This window comes from Beduini sp. (assembly GCF_047239305.1).
GTDB lineage: Bacteria > Bacillota_I > Bacilli_A > Erysipelotrichales > Coprobacillaceae > Beduini.
This window is the reverse complement of sequence record NZ_JBKTEM010000002.1, coordinates 294,655-315,932: the sequence shown is the minus strand read 5'-3', so window position 1 is coordinate 315,932 and position 21,278 is coordinate 294,655. Positions and strand designations below refer to the sequence as shown.

The 21,278-nt window shown below is 37.8% G+C and carries 2 protein-coding genes; both read right to left on the bottom strand.

All coding sequences use genetic code 11. The features are described from left to right. Positions 1 to 5: 5 nt before the first annotated feature. Positions 6 to 16,166, bottom strand: a complete 16,161-nt coding sequence (locus ACLRVU_RS05200) for an SdrD B-like domain-containing protein (protein ID WP_412890987.1) — start codon at positions 16,164 to 16,166, stop codon at positions 6 to 8. Further along, positions 16,154 to 20,731: a hypothetical protein gene (locus tag ACLRVU_RS05195; RefSeq protein WP_412890986.1), complete on the bottom strand. Its 4,578-nt coding sequence runs from the start codon at positions 20,729 to 20,731 to the stop codon at positions 16,154 to 16,156. Before ACLRVU_RS05195 ends, ACLRVU_RS05200 begins: the two co-directional genes overlap by 13 nt. Positions 20,732 to 21,278 lie beyond the last annotated feature (547 nt).

Below are 21,278 nucleotides of genomic sequence, written 5' to 3'. Positions count from 1 at the left end.
GTGTATTACTCCTCTTCCTTTTTCTTTCTGTTCAACATGGCGATAACTAAGCCTGATACAAGCATTAAGCCTGCAATTCTAATGATTGAATTTCGATCTCCGGTATCGATGTTGCTGACCGGTTCCGCATATGACAATCCTAAATACAGTTTACCTTCCTTTAAGATATCCTGTGGCTTATACATCAATCCATAATAGTTACTGTGGCTTACATATGATTGGACATTATCAACTAATTCGAAACTATGCGTAATACCATCATGTTCCGAATAACCGCTGTCTAATCCATGGCGTTTACCATAACCGTTTAATCCTCCTTCATTATGAATGTCATTAGCTTTTACATAAGTGAAGTTTGCTTGTTCCGGTTTGATCATACGCAAACGATAGCGATACAATTCATTTGTTTCTTCATTCAGCATTGGAATATCTTTAAATTCCACTCTGCCTTCCTCATTAGAAGTCATGACAGTATCATTATACAACTGATAGATACCATCTTCAGCAATTCCGGTTTCTGAAGAAATTTTTATCGGTGAATCGCTGTTTTCGACCATGACTTCCAACATTACCTGCTGTCCGCTAATAACCGATTCTCCTTCATCAAAGATACCATTGCTGTTTTCATCTTCAAATAAGATCGCTTCAATACTACCAGATTTATATGGTGTTAATCCGGCATCCAAATTCGTTTCATGATCCACTTTAACGAAGTTGTAGCCATTTAATACATAGCTTGGATCGATCGTATGATCCGCCTTTTGAGCTAATACAATATAATCGTCTGCATGTTCCAAATATCCTGTTTCTTCGTTTAAATCACTATCCAGATATTGACCATTTAACTGATAGTCAGAGACATTGTATCCTTTAGGCAAGGTTTCGATTTTCACTTTATATCCTAAAAGAACCTGTTCGTTATCTACATAGCTGAATGTTGCCAGATGGTTGAATTCATAACTTCCATCTGCACTCGTTGTGGCAGTTAGGTGTTGATCTTCCATCAGATGCCATTTGCTGTTTTGATAATAATACGTTTCTAATGTCACTTTAATATCAGAAAGCCCTCTTTCCGACTCATGCTGAATACCATTATAGTCGTCGTCTTCCCAAACCATTCCGGAAATCGTTCCTTCATCGATCGTTGTCAGACCAACGTTATAATCAGTTAAATGTTTGGCTGCGATAATATCATAATCTCCGATAGTATAGTAAAGATTTTGATAGCTTTCTTCACTCACATTTTCGGCTATTGTGATCAAGCCTTTGTTCATCTCCGGCAGCTTAGGATCATTCTTGATTATCTGCAATGTACTCGCATTTAAAGCACTGTCTTCAATGCCGGCATTCTGCTGATATTTCGTTGCTGCATAGCCTTGAGGAATGCCGTTAATCCATAACTCATAGCCATAGACATAACGTTTTCCATCAACTTCTTTGTAAGTTTCTAAATTATCGAAGCGATAGTGTCCATCACTTCCGGTTAGGAACTGACGATAAATGCTTTCAGGTCTTTCTGTGTTTTCAGTGTTTTCATCGTCCTTAGGATTTTCTTCGATAACTCTTGGACTGCGGTCATCTTCAATCCATTTTCTTTCATCACTATTGTAATAGTAACGTTTCAACTGTACTAAGATTCCCTCTTTAAACGAATCACTGTTGTTGAAAATTCCATCATAATCACTATCGACGAAAGCAATTCCTTCAATACTTCCTAATTGATATTCAGTAAATCCGGCACTGTAATCCTTGTTGTTTTCTCCTACTAGAATATCATAATAGCTTACTGAACGGAACCAGCCATTGTCAACCTTGATTGTATATGGCTTATTGATATAAGCATCATTCGTTACATTCTTTGCCAAAATGATATATTCTTTTGCTTCTGTCATGCTTGAAGTTTCCACGCTGAGATCATTGTCTTTTGTTGGATCTTCACCTTGACGGTATTTTGTCACAGCGTAGTCTTCTATCATTTCTTCAAGGCGCAGCTGATATCCATAAAGATAACGTGTACCGTCAGCTTCTTCTTTATAAACCGGCAGATCACTAAATAAGTAATGTCCGTTTTCATCACTCATACCTGTCAGATATTCATCTTCCACTAATTCCCATTTACCATTCTTCAGTAAGTATTGAGACAAGATGACATTCTGATCTGCGATGCCTTGTTCATCTTGATCTTTGATCCCATTGTAGCTGGTTTCACCGTTTTCACTGCTGTCCAGCCAAATATCGCCTTCGATGCTTCCTAATTGATAAGGCACTAATCCGGCATCGTAGTCGTTTACTGTACGATTTAATAAGATGTCATAATCCTGACCCTTATAAGAATAGATATACTGTTCATTACGTACATCATCCTCTTGTAATGGATAGGCAACGATAATATTTTCATCATCTGCGTTCTTTCCATCATTTAAGTTCAGGTAGCCTGTTTCATAAACAAGGTCACTGTCTCTTATTTCATCATACGTATCACTTTCACCTGTACGCATATTGAGATGAGTAATTCCATACTCGTTTGGAATCGTATCGATTCTTACTTTGTAAGAAGCTAAGTGAACACTTCCATCTGCCAAAGTGACATGCGTAGGCAGATCCTTAAATTCAAATATTCCTTTATGGCTGTTTACTGTCTGAGTCAATGTGGATGCATAATCTGCGGTTGCATCTGTACGCACCCAATGATTGTCATCATCTAAATAATACTGTTCGATAAAGACTTCAATATCATTGATTCCCACTTCTTTTGTTTCATCATAGAAACCGTCGTAATTTTTGTCTTCAAAGATCGTACCGATAATATTTCCGCCTACTTTATCGGTATACCCTACGTTATACTCATTTAATTCTCTTGATTTGATTAGGTCGTATCCATTGATTACCGAACTGCTGTTTACAATATCGTTTGCCTTATTGTGATAAGCGGCAATGATATAGCCATTTGTTTCTTCTGCAGCGGTTCCTGTGTAGCCATCATCAGGACTCGTCTTTGTAATCAATAAGTCTGTGCCTGCTTTATATAAAGCACTGTCGTTTTGACCGGAATTTCTCAAATATTTAGTAACTCCAAATCCTTCCGGAATTAAATTAATGGATAATTTATATCCTGCTAGATAATGTTTGTCATTAACATAGACTTGTGTTGGCACTTGATCAAAGACATATTGTCCGTTTTCATCTACCTCTGTCACTCGTTGTACCGGCACACCAACATTTATCAATGGCTGCCAAACAGAATTCTCATCCAAGTAATAAGAAGTAAGTGTCACTTCTAATTTCTGACCGGTTGCTAAAGCATCTTTAATATCGCTGTAGCTTTCTTCTGTGTCATACAGACCATCATAATCTTCATCTGCGAATACATTTCCGGAAATCGTTGATTTTTGGTAAAGGGTTAATCCGCCATCATGCTGATCACTATCTGCAGCTGTCACAAGGTCATAGCGATTGCCTTTCAGTTCGATGATATATGGTGTGTTTTCTTTTCCTGCTGCCACTTTATCGGCCGTAATAATATATTCATCCTCTTTTTGCATCTTATACTGTGATGATAAATCACTGTTTCTTTCATCATTTTGTATATTGACTCGATAAAGTGTAATACCATAATTTTCTTTATTTGGTATTGTGTCTTGATCAACAGTGACTTTGTATCCAGCTAAGTAACGCTGACCATTGATAACGACATGTGTATCCACATCTTTAAACAGATAATTACCATCAGCATCGGTTACTGCCTGATGATTTTCAGGATCCCAAAGACTTACTGGAACCTGTTTCCATTGCTGATTCTCATCTAAATAATATTGTTCTAAATGAAGAGTTACATTATTTATACCCGGTTCATCAACTAATGAATCATCTGTCTCTTTGTACTTATTGATAATACCGTCATAGTTTTTATCATCCCAGATTTTTCCTGAGATTTCCGCTTTTTCATAAGCCGTTAAACCGGCATCATAATGATCAATATTTTCTACTTTGTGAATATCAAAGTTACCTAAATTATTTTTAATGATATATTCCGGAGCATAGTTAAGATTATTCACTTTCTTAGCTACAACAAGATATTCATTATCCTCTGTCAAATTCAGGTTTTCATCAATCAAGTTGCTGTCAAGGGTTGTATCTGTAGTTGCTTTGTATTTTGTTACGGCATACTTACTGTCAATATCTTTAATATGAACCTTGTAGCCAGTAATATAATTCTGTCCATCAACTACAATATAAGAATCTAACTGATTCACTGTATAAACCCCATTAGCATCGGTTTTAACTGTTGGTGACACATAAGCTTCATTTTTGATCCATTGAGAATCTTTATAATAGTATTGCATAACTTCCAGTTCAATATCGGCAATGCCCGGTTCATCTTCTAACCCTGTCTCACTCTGATATTGATTTTGGATACCATCATAATTCTTGTCATCCCAAACAATACCGGTGAAGGATGCTTTGTCTTTTGAAGTCAATCCAATATCCAAATCAAGAATCATTCTTCCTTCAGCGGTGTTATAATCCACCCCATTATAGGTTTTGATATAATCCGCCTGTGTATGTTCATCTGCCTTTTCGGCAATGATGATCATCTGTGACGTTGCATCGTGATCCCCGACTGAGGTTAAATATCCATCCGATGATAGAATTGGCAAATCACTGTCATTTCTACCACTGTTCATCTGGTATTTTGTTACCGCATAATCACTTGGTAAAGTGGACGGATCTACTTTAATCTTATATCCTGCCAGATATACTTTATCGCCTAATGTATAAGTGGTCTTTACATTTTGGAACGTGTATGATCCACCGGTATTAGTGAACTGCTCTGTAGTTGGGGCGTCCGGTACCGGCTTCCATATATTATCCACATCATCATAATAGTATTTTTCTAAAATAAACTTAATGTCTTTAAGTCCCGGTTCACTGACAAGGTTACCGTCTTGGTCTAAATAGTCCCCACGAATACCATCGTAGTTTTTATCATCCCAAACATATTTACCGAGATATCCTCGACCCGCTTCTACGAAACCTAAGCCAATGTAGTTATATTTTCCATAGTAATTGCCATCTGCGTTCATAATAGGTTTACCGCTGGCATCAAATTCCACACCTGTATGCAATGTAAAGGTCTGATTATACAACTTATCATCTGAAAGTATTAAGTCATTATCATTGTTTTGTGCTTTAGGATCAGTATTTAATGTAATAGGCGATGGTTTATAAACACCGTTTGTATTGGAAGTATTAACTCTGGCAATATAACTTCGGTCTGGATATAAAGACATCTCGAAGTTACCATCAGCATCACTCTTGGTCACAGCCGGTTTACCATCGGCATTGATTGCCTGTACTAAACCTGTGTCTGTCACTTCATAGAAAGTGATATCGACATTTTCCAAGCGTTCTTCTGCTGCACCGATCAATCCATCACTGATGATGTTATCTGGATCTGTCGGATCTTGTGTTTCATCCACCCATGCGGTTCCGCCATAAACATACGCTCTTGATACACCAACGTTATATGATGTCATTTTTGCATCATAAGCGGCATACGTGCTTGGATCACTGCCGATTGCATCGATACGTATACTGTCAGCTGTCTGTACTATTAATTTATTGGTGACTGTCTGAGCATCGCTCTCGACATCTCCCTGACCTGGATTTCCTAAATCCGGCAGCGTATCACCATCACGATAAATATCCATTTTTGCCTTTGTATCCCCTATTTCTAAGGTCGTTAAGGCATGTGTGTTATACGTTTTTTCAGGGAACGTATATCTTAATTTATAGTTACCCGGTGTAACATTGGAAATCACAAAGTATCCGTTATTTCCATAAGCATCTGCTTCTGTCGTATATGTTGCCGGTCCATAGATCGTGTAAAGATAGGTTCCGTTGACATCTTTCTTCTTCAGACCTGTTGCTTCATCTACAAGAATGAATTTACCGGTTCCTTCCTCTTCAACAACTGCTTCACCCAGTTTATTTACCGGATATCCGTTTTCTGATAATAATTCAACAAGTACCCCATTGATTCCCGGATCATCATTGATACCATCATAATCCAAGTCTTTTGTCTTATTTTTAAAGATCAGACGACCATCATCACGACGAACATATTCACCTTCATCGATATTAGCATTGTAGTTGGCATCATACCAGACATAGCTTCCGATATAGCCTTTTTCTACTGGAGCATTCAAATAGACACCTGCACGTGGAGATTCTACAACTGAAATCGGATTATCATTGTTGGAAGCTTTTGCTTGAACCGCAAAAGTATTCCATCCTGTATAGTTCGCTACACTTTGACGAATTACATCATCACCAAGATCACTTGTTATGGCACCATTGTATTGTGGAAGGTTCAATGGTGAATGCAAGCTGTAATTCAATTCAAACTTCATACTTCCGTCCAAGCCTAGATCATTACGATCTTTGATTTGAACCCAAATCGCTTGAATATTCTTTGATAACATTTTATATCTTTCATTATCAGTTGTTTGTAGAGCTTTCAGTTCAGATAATTTCACAAAATACTGTCTGCGCAAATTTTCATCGGCATACAGCTTACTGTAGAATTCTGTATTCTGTGTATCTTTAAATGCTGGTAACTGGCTGATATCTTTTAAGTTAATCGTTCCACCGCTCTTTTCAAACGGACCTATCCAAGCTTCGTAGTCTGTATTATCGACTAATTCCGTTGTTACTGTTCCGCCTGTTGCTGGTGTAGTTGTTTTAGATACTTTGATAGTCTCAGGCATTACCCAGCCTGCCCATGCCGAATCACGACTGGCAGCAGGTGAATCAGGATCATTTCGATCTAATGGGTTGACGATATTCTTGTCATTCGCATAAGGCAGGACATCATAAATAATCGCTTGCTTATACCCCGGTTCTCCATAATTATCCGGATTCAGGATGACTGATCTGAAATTGTAGTCTGTTCCTTCCGGTACTAATGCAGGACGTGTCGTTTCCAATCCCGATGTATCGTATTCGGAGTATGCAAATTTCAGACGATTCAATGCTTGTTTCGATTCGAATGAAATTCCACCGACTCTTTTTACTAAAGTCGCTTCACTGATCGTCTTACCATTATTATTGATATCACGAGAATCAATCTCGATACTATACGTTTCATTCGTATTTTCTGATGGCGGGATATATCCTTTAAAACTTCCCTGCAAGAACCCAAAGCCGCTACAGTTCAATAAGTCCGGAGAAATCATACCAAAATCTTTTGTTCCAATCGGAACCATGAATTCAACTGCTACTGTTTCACCTGGTTCCAAATAGCCATCAAATGACCATGTTAATATCTTTCGATCTGTTCCGGATAAATCGGCACTCTTCTTATAAGATTTGAAATCAACATCTTTAATTCGAGAGTTTGCTTTGATATTACCGTCACTATCCTGAACGTAATAAGTCCATTGTGCCTGATCCCTTTCGATTCGCTCATCAGATGTATACGCTGTATTAACAAATGAGTCTGCATACTCTTGTGAATGAGCATCCACATAATTGTACTTCGTATCCATGATATCTTCCATATATGGCAGGATCGCCGATATTTCCGGTCCAGTTGCATTGTCTTGCTCTTCACCGGCAAAATCCGTCATCGCAATTTCATCATCTGTCAAGTTCTTAATTGTCATCTTATATTTCAGCATTGTACTGAATCCTTGCTTGATGACCATATCTGTATCTGACCATTCAAAGCCATAGTTTTCTTCATCTATTTTATAGCGATGGAAGTAGTATGGCACAAGGTCAACTTGAATTGCTGGTAATTCTGTATTAACAAAGTATCCAGCACGAGCGGCATTGGATAAAGCACTGTATTGTGTGTCATCATATCTTGCCCATGCTGTCGCAAAATTATTAGCGTGCAGCTTGACTGTTGTACTGTTTTTATGAGCCGTTGTTAATTGAATATAAGCTGCATTGTTTTTAACACTGTCAGGCAGTTCCTTGACATTATCACGATTTGGATCGATTTCGTCCATTTCCTCTTTTTTATCCGAAGTGGTTGAGTCTGCATCGATATCCAATCTAAATCCTTGTGGAACCGGATATTTTTGAGTCGCTTTTGTATCCACCGGATCCTCCGCTTTAATGACGTAGCGAATCTGAACAATGGATTCGGCATAATACAGATTTTCCACATCAATCTCTTGATTGTCTGTTAACCCATAGATGCCTAAATCTTTCCATTGTGAACCCGTATATTCTCCTGATGCTCCCGGAACCGTATAAGGGAATGTTCCCGGATCCGATACAACTAAGGCATAGATATGCACCTTCAGTTTATTTTGAAGCTCTGCAACACTTGAAGGACCTTTGTAGTCTGCTTGATCCGGCAGTTCCCAAACTCCGGTTCTGATCTTTCGTACAGAAGAGTTCAATTCAGGTGCAGACATAGGCGCTTCATAGATCGTTCCTGATGTAGTTCCACGGTATGGAACACGATAATCAACAACGAATTCCGAAACAGCTCCACCACGATTAACAACCTCATCCATATAAACGGTCACTAATGTAGCTCCTTTAATACTTGGGTCTTCCGCAACGACGATACCTGCATCCGGATTATTCAGCTGGTTACGTTTAATAGAGGTATCTAAACGAATATCCGCCTGCGGTTTCAATATCGTGACACGTGCAGATGTATCAGATGCATAGCGTTCTTCTAAATCACCATCGCCATCATAGTCGATATCTTTACTGTTTGGATCGGTTGGTTCTTTCTTTTGATCTTGAACTTCTCTGACAAACTCAACGAGATCCGCAGACTGTTCCGTTAAATCACTCATTCCCAGATAACCGCCATCTAGTTCATGGAACGTGACATAACTTTGAGCATAATAACGATTATCCCAATAGTCATCCCCGGCCAACACCGTATTCGGTGTATCTAAATGATCGATTACCGTCTCCATCTTTAATTCGAAAGAATCTCCTGTACCAAAATAACCGGCTAAATTCTTTCCTGTCAGATACTCATCATAATCTGTTGTTTCCCCTGGAGTAATGATTTCAAAAATCTGTGTTTCTTCGTTCGTATCCGGATCAATGACTGTATCAATATTCTTGATCTGCCATCCATGATTAATGGCTGGGTCCGGATTTTCGATATCATCTTTTGATAATTTAATCGTTTGGCCTAAATCATCTTTATATTCTAAATAATATTGTTCTTGATAGGTGACAATTGAAGGTAGCTTCACTGAAACAATAATTTTAGCGTGTTTAATATCCCCTTTATGCATGTAGTCTGCATCATTTGCCGGAATATTTGACACTTTTGTTGTATACCATAAATGATCGGCATATTGGCGATGATCTTGATCTGTCTTGATGTAATTTTGATTATCAAAATTAACGGTTGGATAATGATCAACCCCCTGAACCGTATCCGTATCTCTCATCGCATCTGTGCTGTCTTCTTTATCTCCAACATGATTTTCTACTTCCAAGCGAGCATGCTTCGTTCTGATTCTCATCGAAGTATGAACCCCTTGATCATTAAAATCTCCCTCAGCAGGAACATCCGTATGGGTAAAGAATCCGCTTAGATCAAAGTCTTTATCATCATCACTTAGCTTTACATTTGCTCGGATATCCGTATAATCCTCTAAATTGAAAGTATCATTTTCATTATAGCGATGATTGGTTGCGTCAATGACTTCATAGCTTGTATTCAAGATGCTGACTGGGATGTTTGGAAGAACGCCTCCCGTTATATAACTGCTGCTTCCCGGTCTTTTCAAGGTTCTTGCAATAGCGTCTTTACGTCCATCTCCTGTGTTGTATTTACCTGCATAAAACGGTGACCATGCGATACCGACATTGTATGGATTAGCATTAATATCACTGTCTGTAATGAATTTAAATCCTGTTAACTGACTCGTTACATAAGTATGGTTCGACTGATACTGTGCGAGTAGTTCACTGTTTTCTGTACCGTCTTTTGTAGTTTTATCCGGTTCTTTTACAGTGACAAGATCAATACTATACACACGGGTATCACCGGAAACGATTTTCGCATCAGGATCATTTCCTTGAGTCGTTTTATCCTGATAGAAGGTAACTTTAAAACGTCCTTCTTTACCGCTTCCATCTTCTTTGTCTAATTCGATATATTCTACTTTCGTTGTATATAAATCTTTTTCCAAAGCATTGATATTGGTTTTGGTTTGACCGTCATAAATATCCCATTTTAAAGTCATACCGGCATTTACTGTGTTATCTTTAGTAAATGGATCTCCGTTGACATCCTTAGGCACTACGCCCTCTGGCAGGATATTGGTAATAACTGGGAAGAATAAGGTTCCCTGATTTCCTCCATCTGTCGAATAATTATGAAGATGGCGTAAAGCACTGTCACTATCCTTGCTTCCGGTTAATGGAGAATTTCCGTTTGTCGACTGATCATTCCAATAGTAATTGTTCTCCACATGGATATTTAGGATTCCCTGATCCGCTTCCGGATTCAAATAATAAGCATTTGGATCGGCACCATCAATATCATCGCCCATGGTTGTCCATGTACGAATCAATGGCTTTCGCATATGTGCACGTGTTCCTGTTGCCGCATAAGTATTCGTACTTCCGGAACCATAATACGATTTTAAATTCCCATTAACTTCTATTCCGTTGATATCGGTATCCACGGTGACTTCACTGTTTTGGATATTGAATCCATTAATATATGGCATGTTTGGTGAACCGTTATTGTAATTCGTCGCTAAATCAGGGTCATTAGCGTCATCATAACCGTCCCATAAATAGTCCATTCCGCCAAATTGTGTGCTGAGTGATCCATAACCGTTCTTATAGCTCTTGACTTTTGTAGCCCCTTGCCATGAGGTTATATCGTAAATCTGATAATATAAGCTGTTTTCACTGTCGATTGGTTTAGCGAACACCTTATCATACCAGTATTCACTTTCATTTGTACTATCAACATGACAGCCGATATCGACATTTAAAATATAGCCTGTATCACTGCCGCGGTTAAACCATTTTTTAAGATCTTGATTTACTGTTACTTTCAATACCCATGACTGTGCATCAGCAGCGTCATAATACTCATTGCTGTTATCATAAATATCGGTGGTCGTATTAATCTTGGTCTGAACAAGATAAGGATCTTGAACTTTCTTTGGTGAAAGATAGCCGCTGTTCAATGCATTCGGATCTTGAATAACTTGAACCGTAATATTTGCCGGATCAATCGCAGTGTATCCTCCGCTATATGAATTCCCGCTTGTCAATGTTGTTCCACTAATCACAATATTGCCTGATTCATCTCGTTGTGGAGAAACCCCTCTAGGCAGTACATAGATGAATTCAACACCATCTAATGACCAATCCCCATAGTTATATGCAGATAAACGTGCATTATAAGACTCATCATATTCAATTGTTGGAATTGAGTCATCAGGGAATAAAGCATGACGGGCATGTTGTCCATAGTTATCATAAACATAGTAACTATAGTTTGGATTACTGCTACTGTTGGCCCATTCTATTTTAAAATAGTTCGTATACCCATTGTTTAAATATTCTAAGGCATGATTTGTATATTGAACACCAGCTTCACCAGCCTCTTGATTCGGTATAATCTGTGAACTGGCAGCAAGCCAAGCTGTCTGTAAATGACTTCTGGCTTCTGACCATAAAATAGGTGTATGCAGAGTTTTATTATCCCATGATGATTCATTGAGATTAGTTCTTGGCTGTACCACATATTTATACATATCTCGATTTGCATTGCCAACTTGGTACTGGGAACCTGTAGGCATAATATCTAAATTGTTTCCTGTAACCGAAGGTACATATTTTACTTTTTGATAGATACTTCCTGAAGCACTATCATAATCCATCAATACATTATTACTTCCATAAAGCGAATAGTTTGAATTTGTATCATTTGATTCGCTCCCCGGAATATAGGTGGTTGAGCCAGTCAGGAATTCCCAACGGTCAACATCCGTATTCAAGGTTCCGCTGATTCCTACATCGTGAATCAGATAGCTCATATCCATCATGATGCCACTATTATTAACTGCTCTGATTCTTCCATCGGCTGATGAGCCACTTCTGCTCGTATTGATTAAAGGCCAACCTGAAATTCCGTAAGAACTTCTATAAGCTGTTTGATAATATTCTCCCATCTTAGGATAGTATTCCGGATAAACATTGCCATTGTCATTGACATAAACCATTGGTAAGTTTTCTTCTCTGGCAGTTGCTTCATACCAGATTTCAATCGTTTCGCCTACTTCTAAGCGTGCGTTACCTTCAAAAGAGAATTCATAAACAGTGTAATTTATCTCTGTTGAATTATCCTTATTAGGAATAATATCATCAAAGTTCTTACCATGAAGATTGCCTCCCTCTCCTTCTTTTACAGAAGATTTTGGCACCACCATATCTCCGCCATAGTCAGATGCTGTAACAGTGGTCAACACTTTTGTTTGAATTTTAGGAGCATCGGTTTTAACAGTTCCATCAGCATTCAGCCAACGAACTTGCAAATGATCCATATCGGCACTGACATATTCAGGAACCTTATCATAGAATACTGGGTCTAATAATACTCCCTGATTTCCTGTTGCTGCTTCGGCTTCACTTAATTTATTGTTGATGACGGATACTTTATACCACATCGTATCGTTAGGACGATATCCATTCTTTTGTACAGCTGCCGGATCATAATTGGCTTCTGCTTTTTCCTGACTATCGAAGATCTGTGTCTGATAAGTAAGGACCGGACGTTCACGAGCGATAGAAACCTGTGCCTCACCTTCTCCATAATAATTAATCAGATTATCTACACTAATCGGCGTTTTTATGCCGTCAATTGTATTATCGACAGTTTCTTTATGCTGGTGTATTGGGGTTACTTTTCCCTCCGTTACCATCGTATAACGATCTTTAATTGGCGTCGAATCCGTTTCACGAATATCATTGTAGCGTCCCAATCCTTCAAAAATGAATGGATTTGTTTGGGTAGCAAAGACAATCTCATTGCCGTCGGTTCCAAATGCAGGAACATCGTAATAGGTCCAACGAATCTTTTTTGCTTCTGTAGTGAGATAAGTTGTACTTAATACTGCGGTTCTTGAAACAGATGGTTCATTTACTAAAGATTCATCTACCCATTCGTCCACGCCATTGACGTCAAATAAATATTCTATCTTGATCGGCTGAGCAGAGGTCATGTTTTCAGGATATTCAAAGGTAGGTTTTTTGGTCAGATCAAACCCTTTGAAATAACGATCTACTCCTGCTGATGTCGTTTCTTTTGATAAGAAAGACACTTCAAAGATCATTTCTGCTACATCATGATGCAGATCATTTACCGCATCCACTTTAGTGTGAGTAACAGAGTCCTTACCGGTAACTTTCAAGGTCATTTCTTGACCGTCATATTGTGTTGTCTTATCTGTAAATGAATAATCGAAAAATAAATCATTGGAATCCTTAAATGTCACATTACTTGTAATGATAGAAGTATAGTCATTTCCTTTATAAGGAGTTCCGTTTTTTCCATAGAAGTCGGTTTTCTTACGGTAATAAACAACGTCATTATCACTTGAATAAGCACTGTCTCCATAGTAAGCAGTCGTATTTCCATTACCACTGATCGAATACTGACTATACGTATGTTTAGGCTGACAAACAGCTTCATACTTCGCAGTTACTGTTTTTCCTTCAAATGCCGGATTGCCGTCATTATCTTTTAATTCATCGTTCATTTGAGTATAAACAATGATTTCAATCATTTCTCCCGCTTGAATTTGATTTTCCAGTTCACTCTTAGTCGTATCTCCAATTGAGAGATTCAATTCTTTATAATTTGTTTCAGCGCCATTATTATCCAGTAAATAATAATGTTCAGCCAGCATTGGAACATCTGTATTTGTTCCTTTCACAAAAGCTGTCATATCATCATCACTGATGTTTGCAGTCCCATTATTTTTAATTTTCCAGCCAACGATACGCTGTCCGTCTGGCGCAGTAAAGCGAAGATCTGCATGCTGTAAAGGAATTGGAGAATCATTACTGGCCTTTAGTGAAAGTGTATAGTCAATATAATCATAAGGAACGATATGCTTTTGATCGACCGGTAATTCCACGATGGTTCCATCTTGATTTTCACTGCGGTCATAAGCAAAACTATTAGATCCATTAATCTTAGTTCCTCTATCGATCGCTACTTCCATTTTTCCAACTAAGTTAGCAATATTGTAATTTTTGGTTCCTGTAGTGCCACTGACATTGCCCTGATAATTTTCCGCATTGAAATCTGCAGCGGTAAATTTAACGGCGGTTGTCGTTGTCGTCGATAATGCCGGATATTGATTTGGGGTCATTCCAAAGGTAGGGCGTGACTCAGCGCTCCATACATTATTAGCTACATCGTCCTCTGTACGATCCACCCAAACACCGTCATAAGTCACTGCGTATCCTTCATTTTTATCTGCACTCAAATATTGAGAAGCTGCCAACAATGTTTCTTCCTTTTCTACATCTGAGTTTACCGCAGACATGGTCAAAACAAAACTGTTGATATGCTCTTTAAGATAAGTCTCGGCTGAATTATCCACCGTATATTGAGGCAGGGAAGCCGCAATCTCACTAATAAACTTATTCACATCAAAGTAATAATCTGTCCCTACCTTAATTAGATATGGGGTAATGTCTTTTGTATTAACATTAGCGTTATCATAATCGAATGTCGTACTGGCATTGCCTGAACTTAACGTATAATTTAATTTGATGGAAGTCACATTAAACCATGTTCCATCGATAAATTCTCCCGGAATATGAATCTTCTTCAGATTATAATGGGTATCTAAATTACTTGTGATTTCGACCGTTTTAATTCTGGAAGCTTTATCTTTAACCGGATCATCCCCATCATTTTGATTCCAAACCTTAATTCCAAATGTTGTCGTATGCGGTGTAATATTCGCCTCAACATTATTTGAAGAATCGCTCACACTCTCATAATCCAGCTGTATCGCTTCACTGTTTCTGCCTTCAATTTTATAACCTGCTTTAAATGGCAGTCTGAATCCCATCAGATACGCCGTATCGGTATTTTGATCATACAATGTATCTGCAGAATCATTTTTTAAAGTAGATTTGATACTGTTAGTGGCATCACTCACCGGATTAATATCTTTAATCAGATAAACATATCCACCTACTTTAATATCTACTTTACTGCTGTCACCATGAAAATCAGCTACCTTTAAGTCTGTATTTCCTAATAATTCTCTCGCATAATCGGCACTGCCCGGAATATTCTTTAAGACGATTTTATAACTATAAAGATAGTCCTCTTGTTCAAAGACAATTTCATTCGCTGCATTAGAAACAGCATCGGCGTCTTTTTCCTTATATTTAAATAGAATCTTATAGTTATTGTCTGCATCCTTAGCCCCTAGATCACTTTGAGTCAAAGTCATAAATGGTGTCTGTTCTACAGTTGTCTTATAGCCTTTCATTCCGTCACTGCTGTCGGGAACCGCTGTTGAACTGCTGTCTTTGATAACTTTCTGTTTTGTTAGTTCAATACGATCAATATATAGATATAATTCTTCTGATATCAAGATGTCTTCGGTTAGGAAACCATAATAGTCATTTGTGTCATCTTTTCTTATCTTTGGCAGTGTATCTTCCAAATAGATTTCATCTGCAAATGACACCTTATTTGCCCAGTCATCAAGATCCTGATATGTCCAGCCATTATTTCCTGATTTATAATCATGGTTTACGGCATCGGATTGACGGTAAAAGCTGACCGCAAAATAATCTTTGCGAGAATATTCAACGTTAATATCCTGATTGGTTGCCGGACTATCATGCACTCCTTTTAAAACGACATTCTTATCATTTCGTACATTCACCCATGCAGTTGATTTTAAGTGACGGGCATCATATTCAGCCGTTGTACGCTCATTCCAGTAATAGCCTGTTTTATATTGATAAGTATTCTTATATGACCAGTTAGAGCGAGCATTTTGATCGCCTGAATCGACTCTTGCTTTACTGCGTCTGCTTCCAACATTTAATTGCGTTGTTGCCGTAGCTTCTGCTTTTCCGGTTTCATAAAATCTTCCGGTCACTTCAAACATGTATTTAGTTTTTTGATCATTAGGATTATACCAAGATCCAAATTAAACTCAATGGAAGTTACCGGGTTTACCGCTTCATAATCCACAGGTGATTTATAATAGTCCGTATTACTGCTTGCAGCTGCCACCGTTTCATACAAATCGGCATTTTCATCTGCGAGATTGATTCGGAAATAATGATTTCCATTCATATCTTCTTCAATCCCATTGCCCACCTTGCTGATCCATTCGTTTCTTTCTAACTTCCTAATCGTTCCATCGCTTCGTGTAATGGTAATCGTATTAAGGTAATCTACGGCACGAGGATCAACTTTGATATAATACGTATCAAATTTGTCAGAAGGCAGATTCATCGTCATATCAAGATTTGCCGCTGTATTGAAAGACTGGGTATAGATGTAATTCATACTCTGATGTTCTTGGCTGACATACCCTAAATATCCAGAAAGCGGATTAGAGTCAATCGGATAACTGGTTCCGACATTTAAATACTGTCTGAAATCTAACATGTAAGAACCGATTGCCTTATAACCGATATCCAATTCACTGTCATCCTTGAAACTATTTCCGTTACCAGCACTCCCTGTATAACCACCGTTAGTATCACGATAGCCTCGGCGCACATCTTCTACTTGAGTAGAGGTTTGATCAAAACGATCCGTATCCTGCGTTTGTTCGGTATCTTTAAATCCTGCCGTTAAAATCGTATCAAAATACATCTTACTTACAGTCGATATTGAACTGTCATTCGCACTTATCTTATAAGCATCGTTTCGGATTCCATCTAAATAATTTTCAGTAAGTGCCGTTACTGTATTCTGCACTCCAAAATCTGAATCCGAATAACCATAGAAATCAATCCATGCTTCATCTGTACTATCATCTTTTAATTTGACTTTTTCACCATGAACAATGACTTTACCTAAATAAGGGATGTTGAAGCTTTCTAAATCGGCTTGGTTGATTTCTAAATCCCCATCCGCATTGAAAGATAATGTTTTGTGATCTGATGAAATAAAAGCATCAGCTGTTTGATCATAGATAAATTCAACACCATGATTTAAATCGTCCTGATCAAATAGAGTAATGGAGTCGACACTCGCATACTGATCAAAGAATTCCTTATTAAATACTGCTTGGGTTGTATGGAACCCGGTATGTGCTTCATCTCCGTTTTTATCGTTGATAGGTAAAGTAACTATCAAATCAACATCATCGATAACAGAAACTTCCTTATTTTCAATAGATACTCGATACTTGAAATTGCGGTCATACGGAATCCCCAAACGAGTTAGGTTTCCATCACTATTTGCACTTGCATTCGATGATGTTTCCGGAGTATTCTCGTAATAATAAATATTCGTATGCACCATTAGAGCTGGTCTTTTTACTGTCAGCCCTGCGGTCACTGATTTGATTTGATCAGACATGGTTGGGTTTTGCGGTTCAAAAGTTAAAACCGCATCTAAATTATCAAACCAGTCTGTTGTTCCATCAATCTCGATCATCAGTTTATCCGGATTAGATTTATCTGCCTGACCATAGAAATCAGAGAAAATTACATTAATCTGCAGGATTCTTTCCAAACCAGCTAGTTTATCCTGTCCGATAAATAAACGTCCGTCAGCCAAAACCGTAATATCTGCTAGTTCTATTGATACAGAGGGTGTGTCATGAGCAGGATCTTGATTCCAATCAAAGAATTCCACACGTTCGATCGCACCAATCTGATCATAATTGCTTGAAAAGTAAACATCACTGACATCGAAGCCATGGACTAACTGCGGACAAGCTCCACCGCTTCTGAAAATACTATCAAAGAATGATGTCGAACAAATATTTTTATCTCCCACACTTGATGACAGGTCAATAGAAATATGTGTTTCTCCTGCCGGTGAATTTGAAGCATTACTGACTTCGAAAATATATCCGGTGTCAGCTTCTTTATTAGGTACACTTAATCGTGCCGGATTTCCTGTTATGTGCGTATTGACAGAAGAGTAATTGCCCGCAGCATCATGACTTTTTCCAGTCAATTGTGGGTTGATTGCTTCAATTCTCAGTGTTCCGTTATCGGTTGCCTTACTATCCGCAGCAGAATTGTTGTATTTAGTTTCAAAAGACCCTGTTACGGTTAAATCTCCCACTAAGTTCGGTTTCCCATTAATCATAATATAGATATCATCTGTGATACTGACATTGTGATCAAATTTATTAAAAGTGACCTGTACCTTATTCACATTCGACAAAGAAGACCATTGTGATTTACTGATAACAATTTTACCGTCACTGTCTGTGACTAATTTATTGCTTGGGATCGTAATCGTTCTGCCAGATATATCTGTAATCAGAACGTGATCGACTTCACTTACTGCAATTAACCCCTTTGAAAGGACAATCGAATCTGCCACTAATCCATAATATTTCCCATTAACCGTCTTTAATAGATTTCCTGATTCAAATACCGCCGGAATAATAGAAGAAATACTGCTGTTTCCTAAACGATAACGGAAGCCGGAATTCGCTTCATTAACTGCCACTCCTAATGGATCTCCATAAAGATAGGTATCATTTGAAGCGTTGTAGTGGTATCCATCTGTATCTATTACCGGTATCCCCGGTTCTGTATTGACGATTGCTTCATCTTGCTCCACTTCTTTTGGTGTCACCAGATACCCTTCTTCAGCCGTTGTCGTGGCAGTAGAATATATCCACATTTCATAACTGGTATCGATGGTGTTCTTGTATTCTTGTAGAATTGAGGCAACGCCATTGACTACGATTCTACCATTGAATTGAGCATTTGTACGAATACGTTCCGCTAAGTTGAATCGCATATGTCCTGTAAACGTTGAACCAACATGCGTATTTAAATAATTTTGGATTTTACCTTTCATATCCAGTGTCCAAACCTTAGATGCACTTGTATCCTGTGAAGCTGTGACAGTGCCTAAATTCACGTAACTGGCATTACCGGATGCATCGGTAAATTCAAATTCTAATAAACGATCTGTTTTGAACCATTCCGATAAATCAGGAATATAGCTTACATCCAATGAATCAAAATCTAATTCGATCGAGATCTTCTGTAGATCAAAATTTTCTGGCAGTGTATCCACTACAACTGGATTGAACGCCGGAATATTTCCCGTATTATCAAACCCAGACAAGTAGTAATTTACCGAATCTCCAATCGCTATGCTGCGTTGATCCACCTTATTATTGTTCTCATCTAATAAATACTTTTCGTGACTCATTCCTGCTTCTGGTGCAACAAAGTAATTATTATAATTCGCTGTCTTTGACCATGAAAGTCCCTGTCCAAAATAAATGGTTGGATAGGTTTCTGTTTTAAAGCGATAGTTTAAAACCTCCGGGAAATTATTAGCGAATGGAATCGCTACGTAGTAAACACGTTCCTCACTCATATCAATTCGCTTATCTTTAACCGGAATGTTAATAATCCTATTGTTCGTATAATGATAAATCATGGAATTTTCATCGACATTTGCATATGTACTCAAATCCCACTTCTTTAATTCTTCGTCTGTTTTACCAGTCACATCATAAATCAAAACCCCGCCTTGATTAGGCACCCCAACGTAACTTCGGTCTGTGATTTCCAACTCATCATTTTTAATCGGATCTCCATTCTCGTTATAGATCCATGCCATGATGTCTTGATCCAACACCCCATAGTTTTGTTGACTGTAAGAAGGAACCGTAAAGTTTAAATCGAATGAATCAAAGAAACTATCTTCATCATTAGATGTATTCTTCATTGTCACTTTATAGGTCATATAATTATATTTATCCCACATGACTGGTTCTCCGACCTGCTCTACAGCAGATTCCCAAGTCAGATTGGAATTAATCAGTGTATATGAACTATTTTCACTTTTACCCGGAGCAACTACATAATTAATATCACAGCTAACCGAATCCTCAGTGACATACTTCTTATATCCCCCTCCGGCCTCCACGGAAACGGCTGCATTTTCCGGTACTGAACCATAAAAACTCAGTGCCACACGCACTTTCTGCGGAGATCTGGCATCAACTTTTGCTCCACTGGTGATTTGCATTGAACCCTTGTAATATTTTGTAGTATCTGTAGCGTCAAAATCCCCGCCATCAACGACACGTGCCTGAATCCCCATCAGCTTGTCTCCCCGCTGATTAATAGGTACATCTTCAATATTAGTACTATAAAGAATCTCATTTGCCTCTCCATAGTATAAATAAGGTAAGTTCATCTGTAGGCTTAGTCCTAATGCCTCTCCCTTATCAAATTCTGCATCCATGACAATATCAACGACCAGTTCTTCTTTTTTACCGATCAATGAAGTCATGGACTGACTGGTTTCTACCCCTCCGGATACCTTTTTCAAGGATACTTTTACCCCAGGTCGTCCAATCGTATCACAGGTTGCACTTGTTCTTGCTTCATTTTCAGCGTAGACTTTAAATCCATTCCAATCCATCATTGAAAACAACATAGCAAAAACCAGAACAAACTGCATACACATCTTCAACAATTTACCTATTCGCTTTTTAGTCCCCATAATTCCTTCATCCTTTCTCTTTCTAACCATATATATTTGAAAATGAAAAAAGTTGATTTAAATTTTAGAATTTAATCAATACTCATTTTTAATATCAAATTCCTATTTTTTAAAGATTCCTTATAACCAAATCCTTAATTTTATGGCACAAATTTAAAAATAATTAAACAAAATCTCACATAATTAGACGATAAAATGTAACAAATATAATTCTTGCTGTATGTAAAAATGTTTGAAAACATTCAATTTCTTACAATATTCGCCAAATTCATAAAATTATCTCATATAAATATATGAAATGTTATACTTATATGTTATTTATTTCACATAACAGTCATCACTAATATAAATCTAATATTAAAAATAAATATTATAATATTTGTCTTTTAAACAAATTTACACATCTATTAATTTAAATAGCTACTCTGAAATGAAAAGTCGAACATTGAATAGAATAAGTCAAATTGTATACGTTGTGAATACGTTGCTCCTCTGTTTTCCAACCTAATTTAATCACATTATAAAAGTAAAGTCAAACGTTTATTTT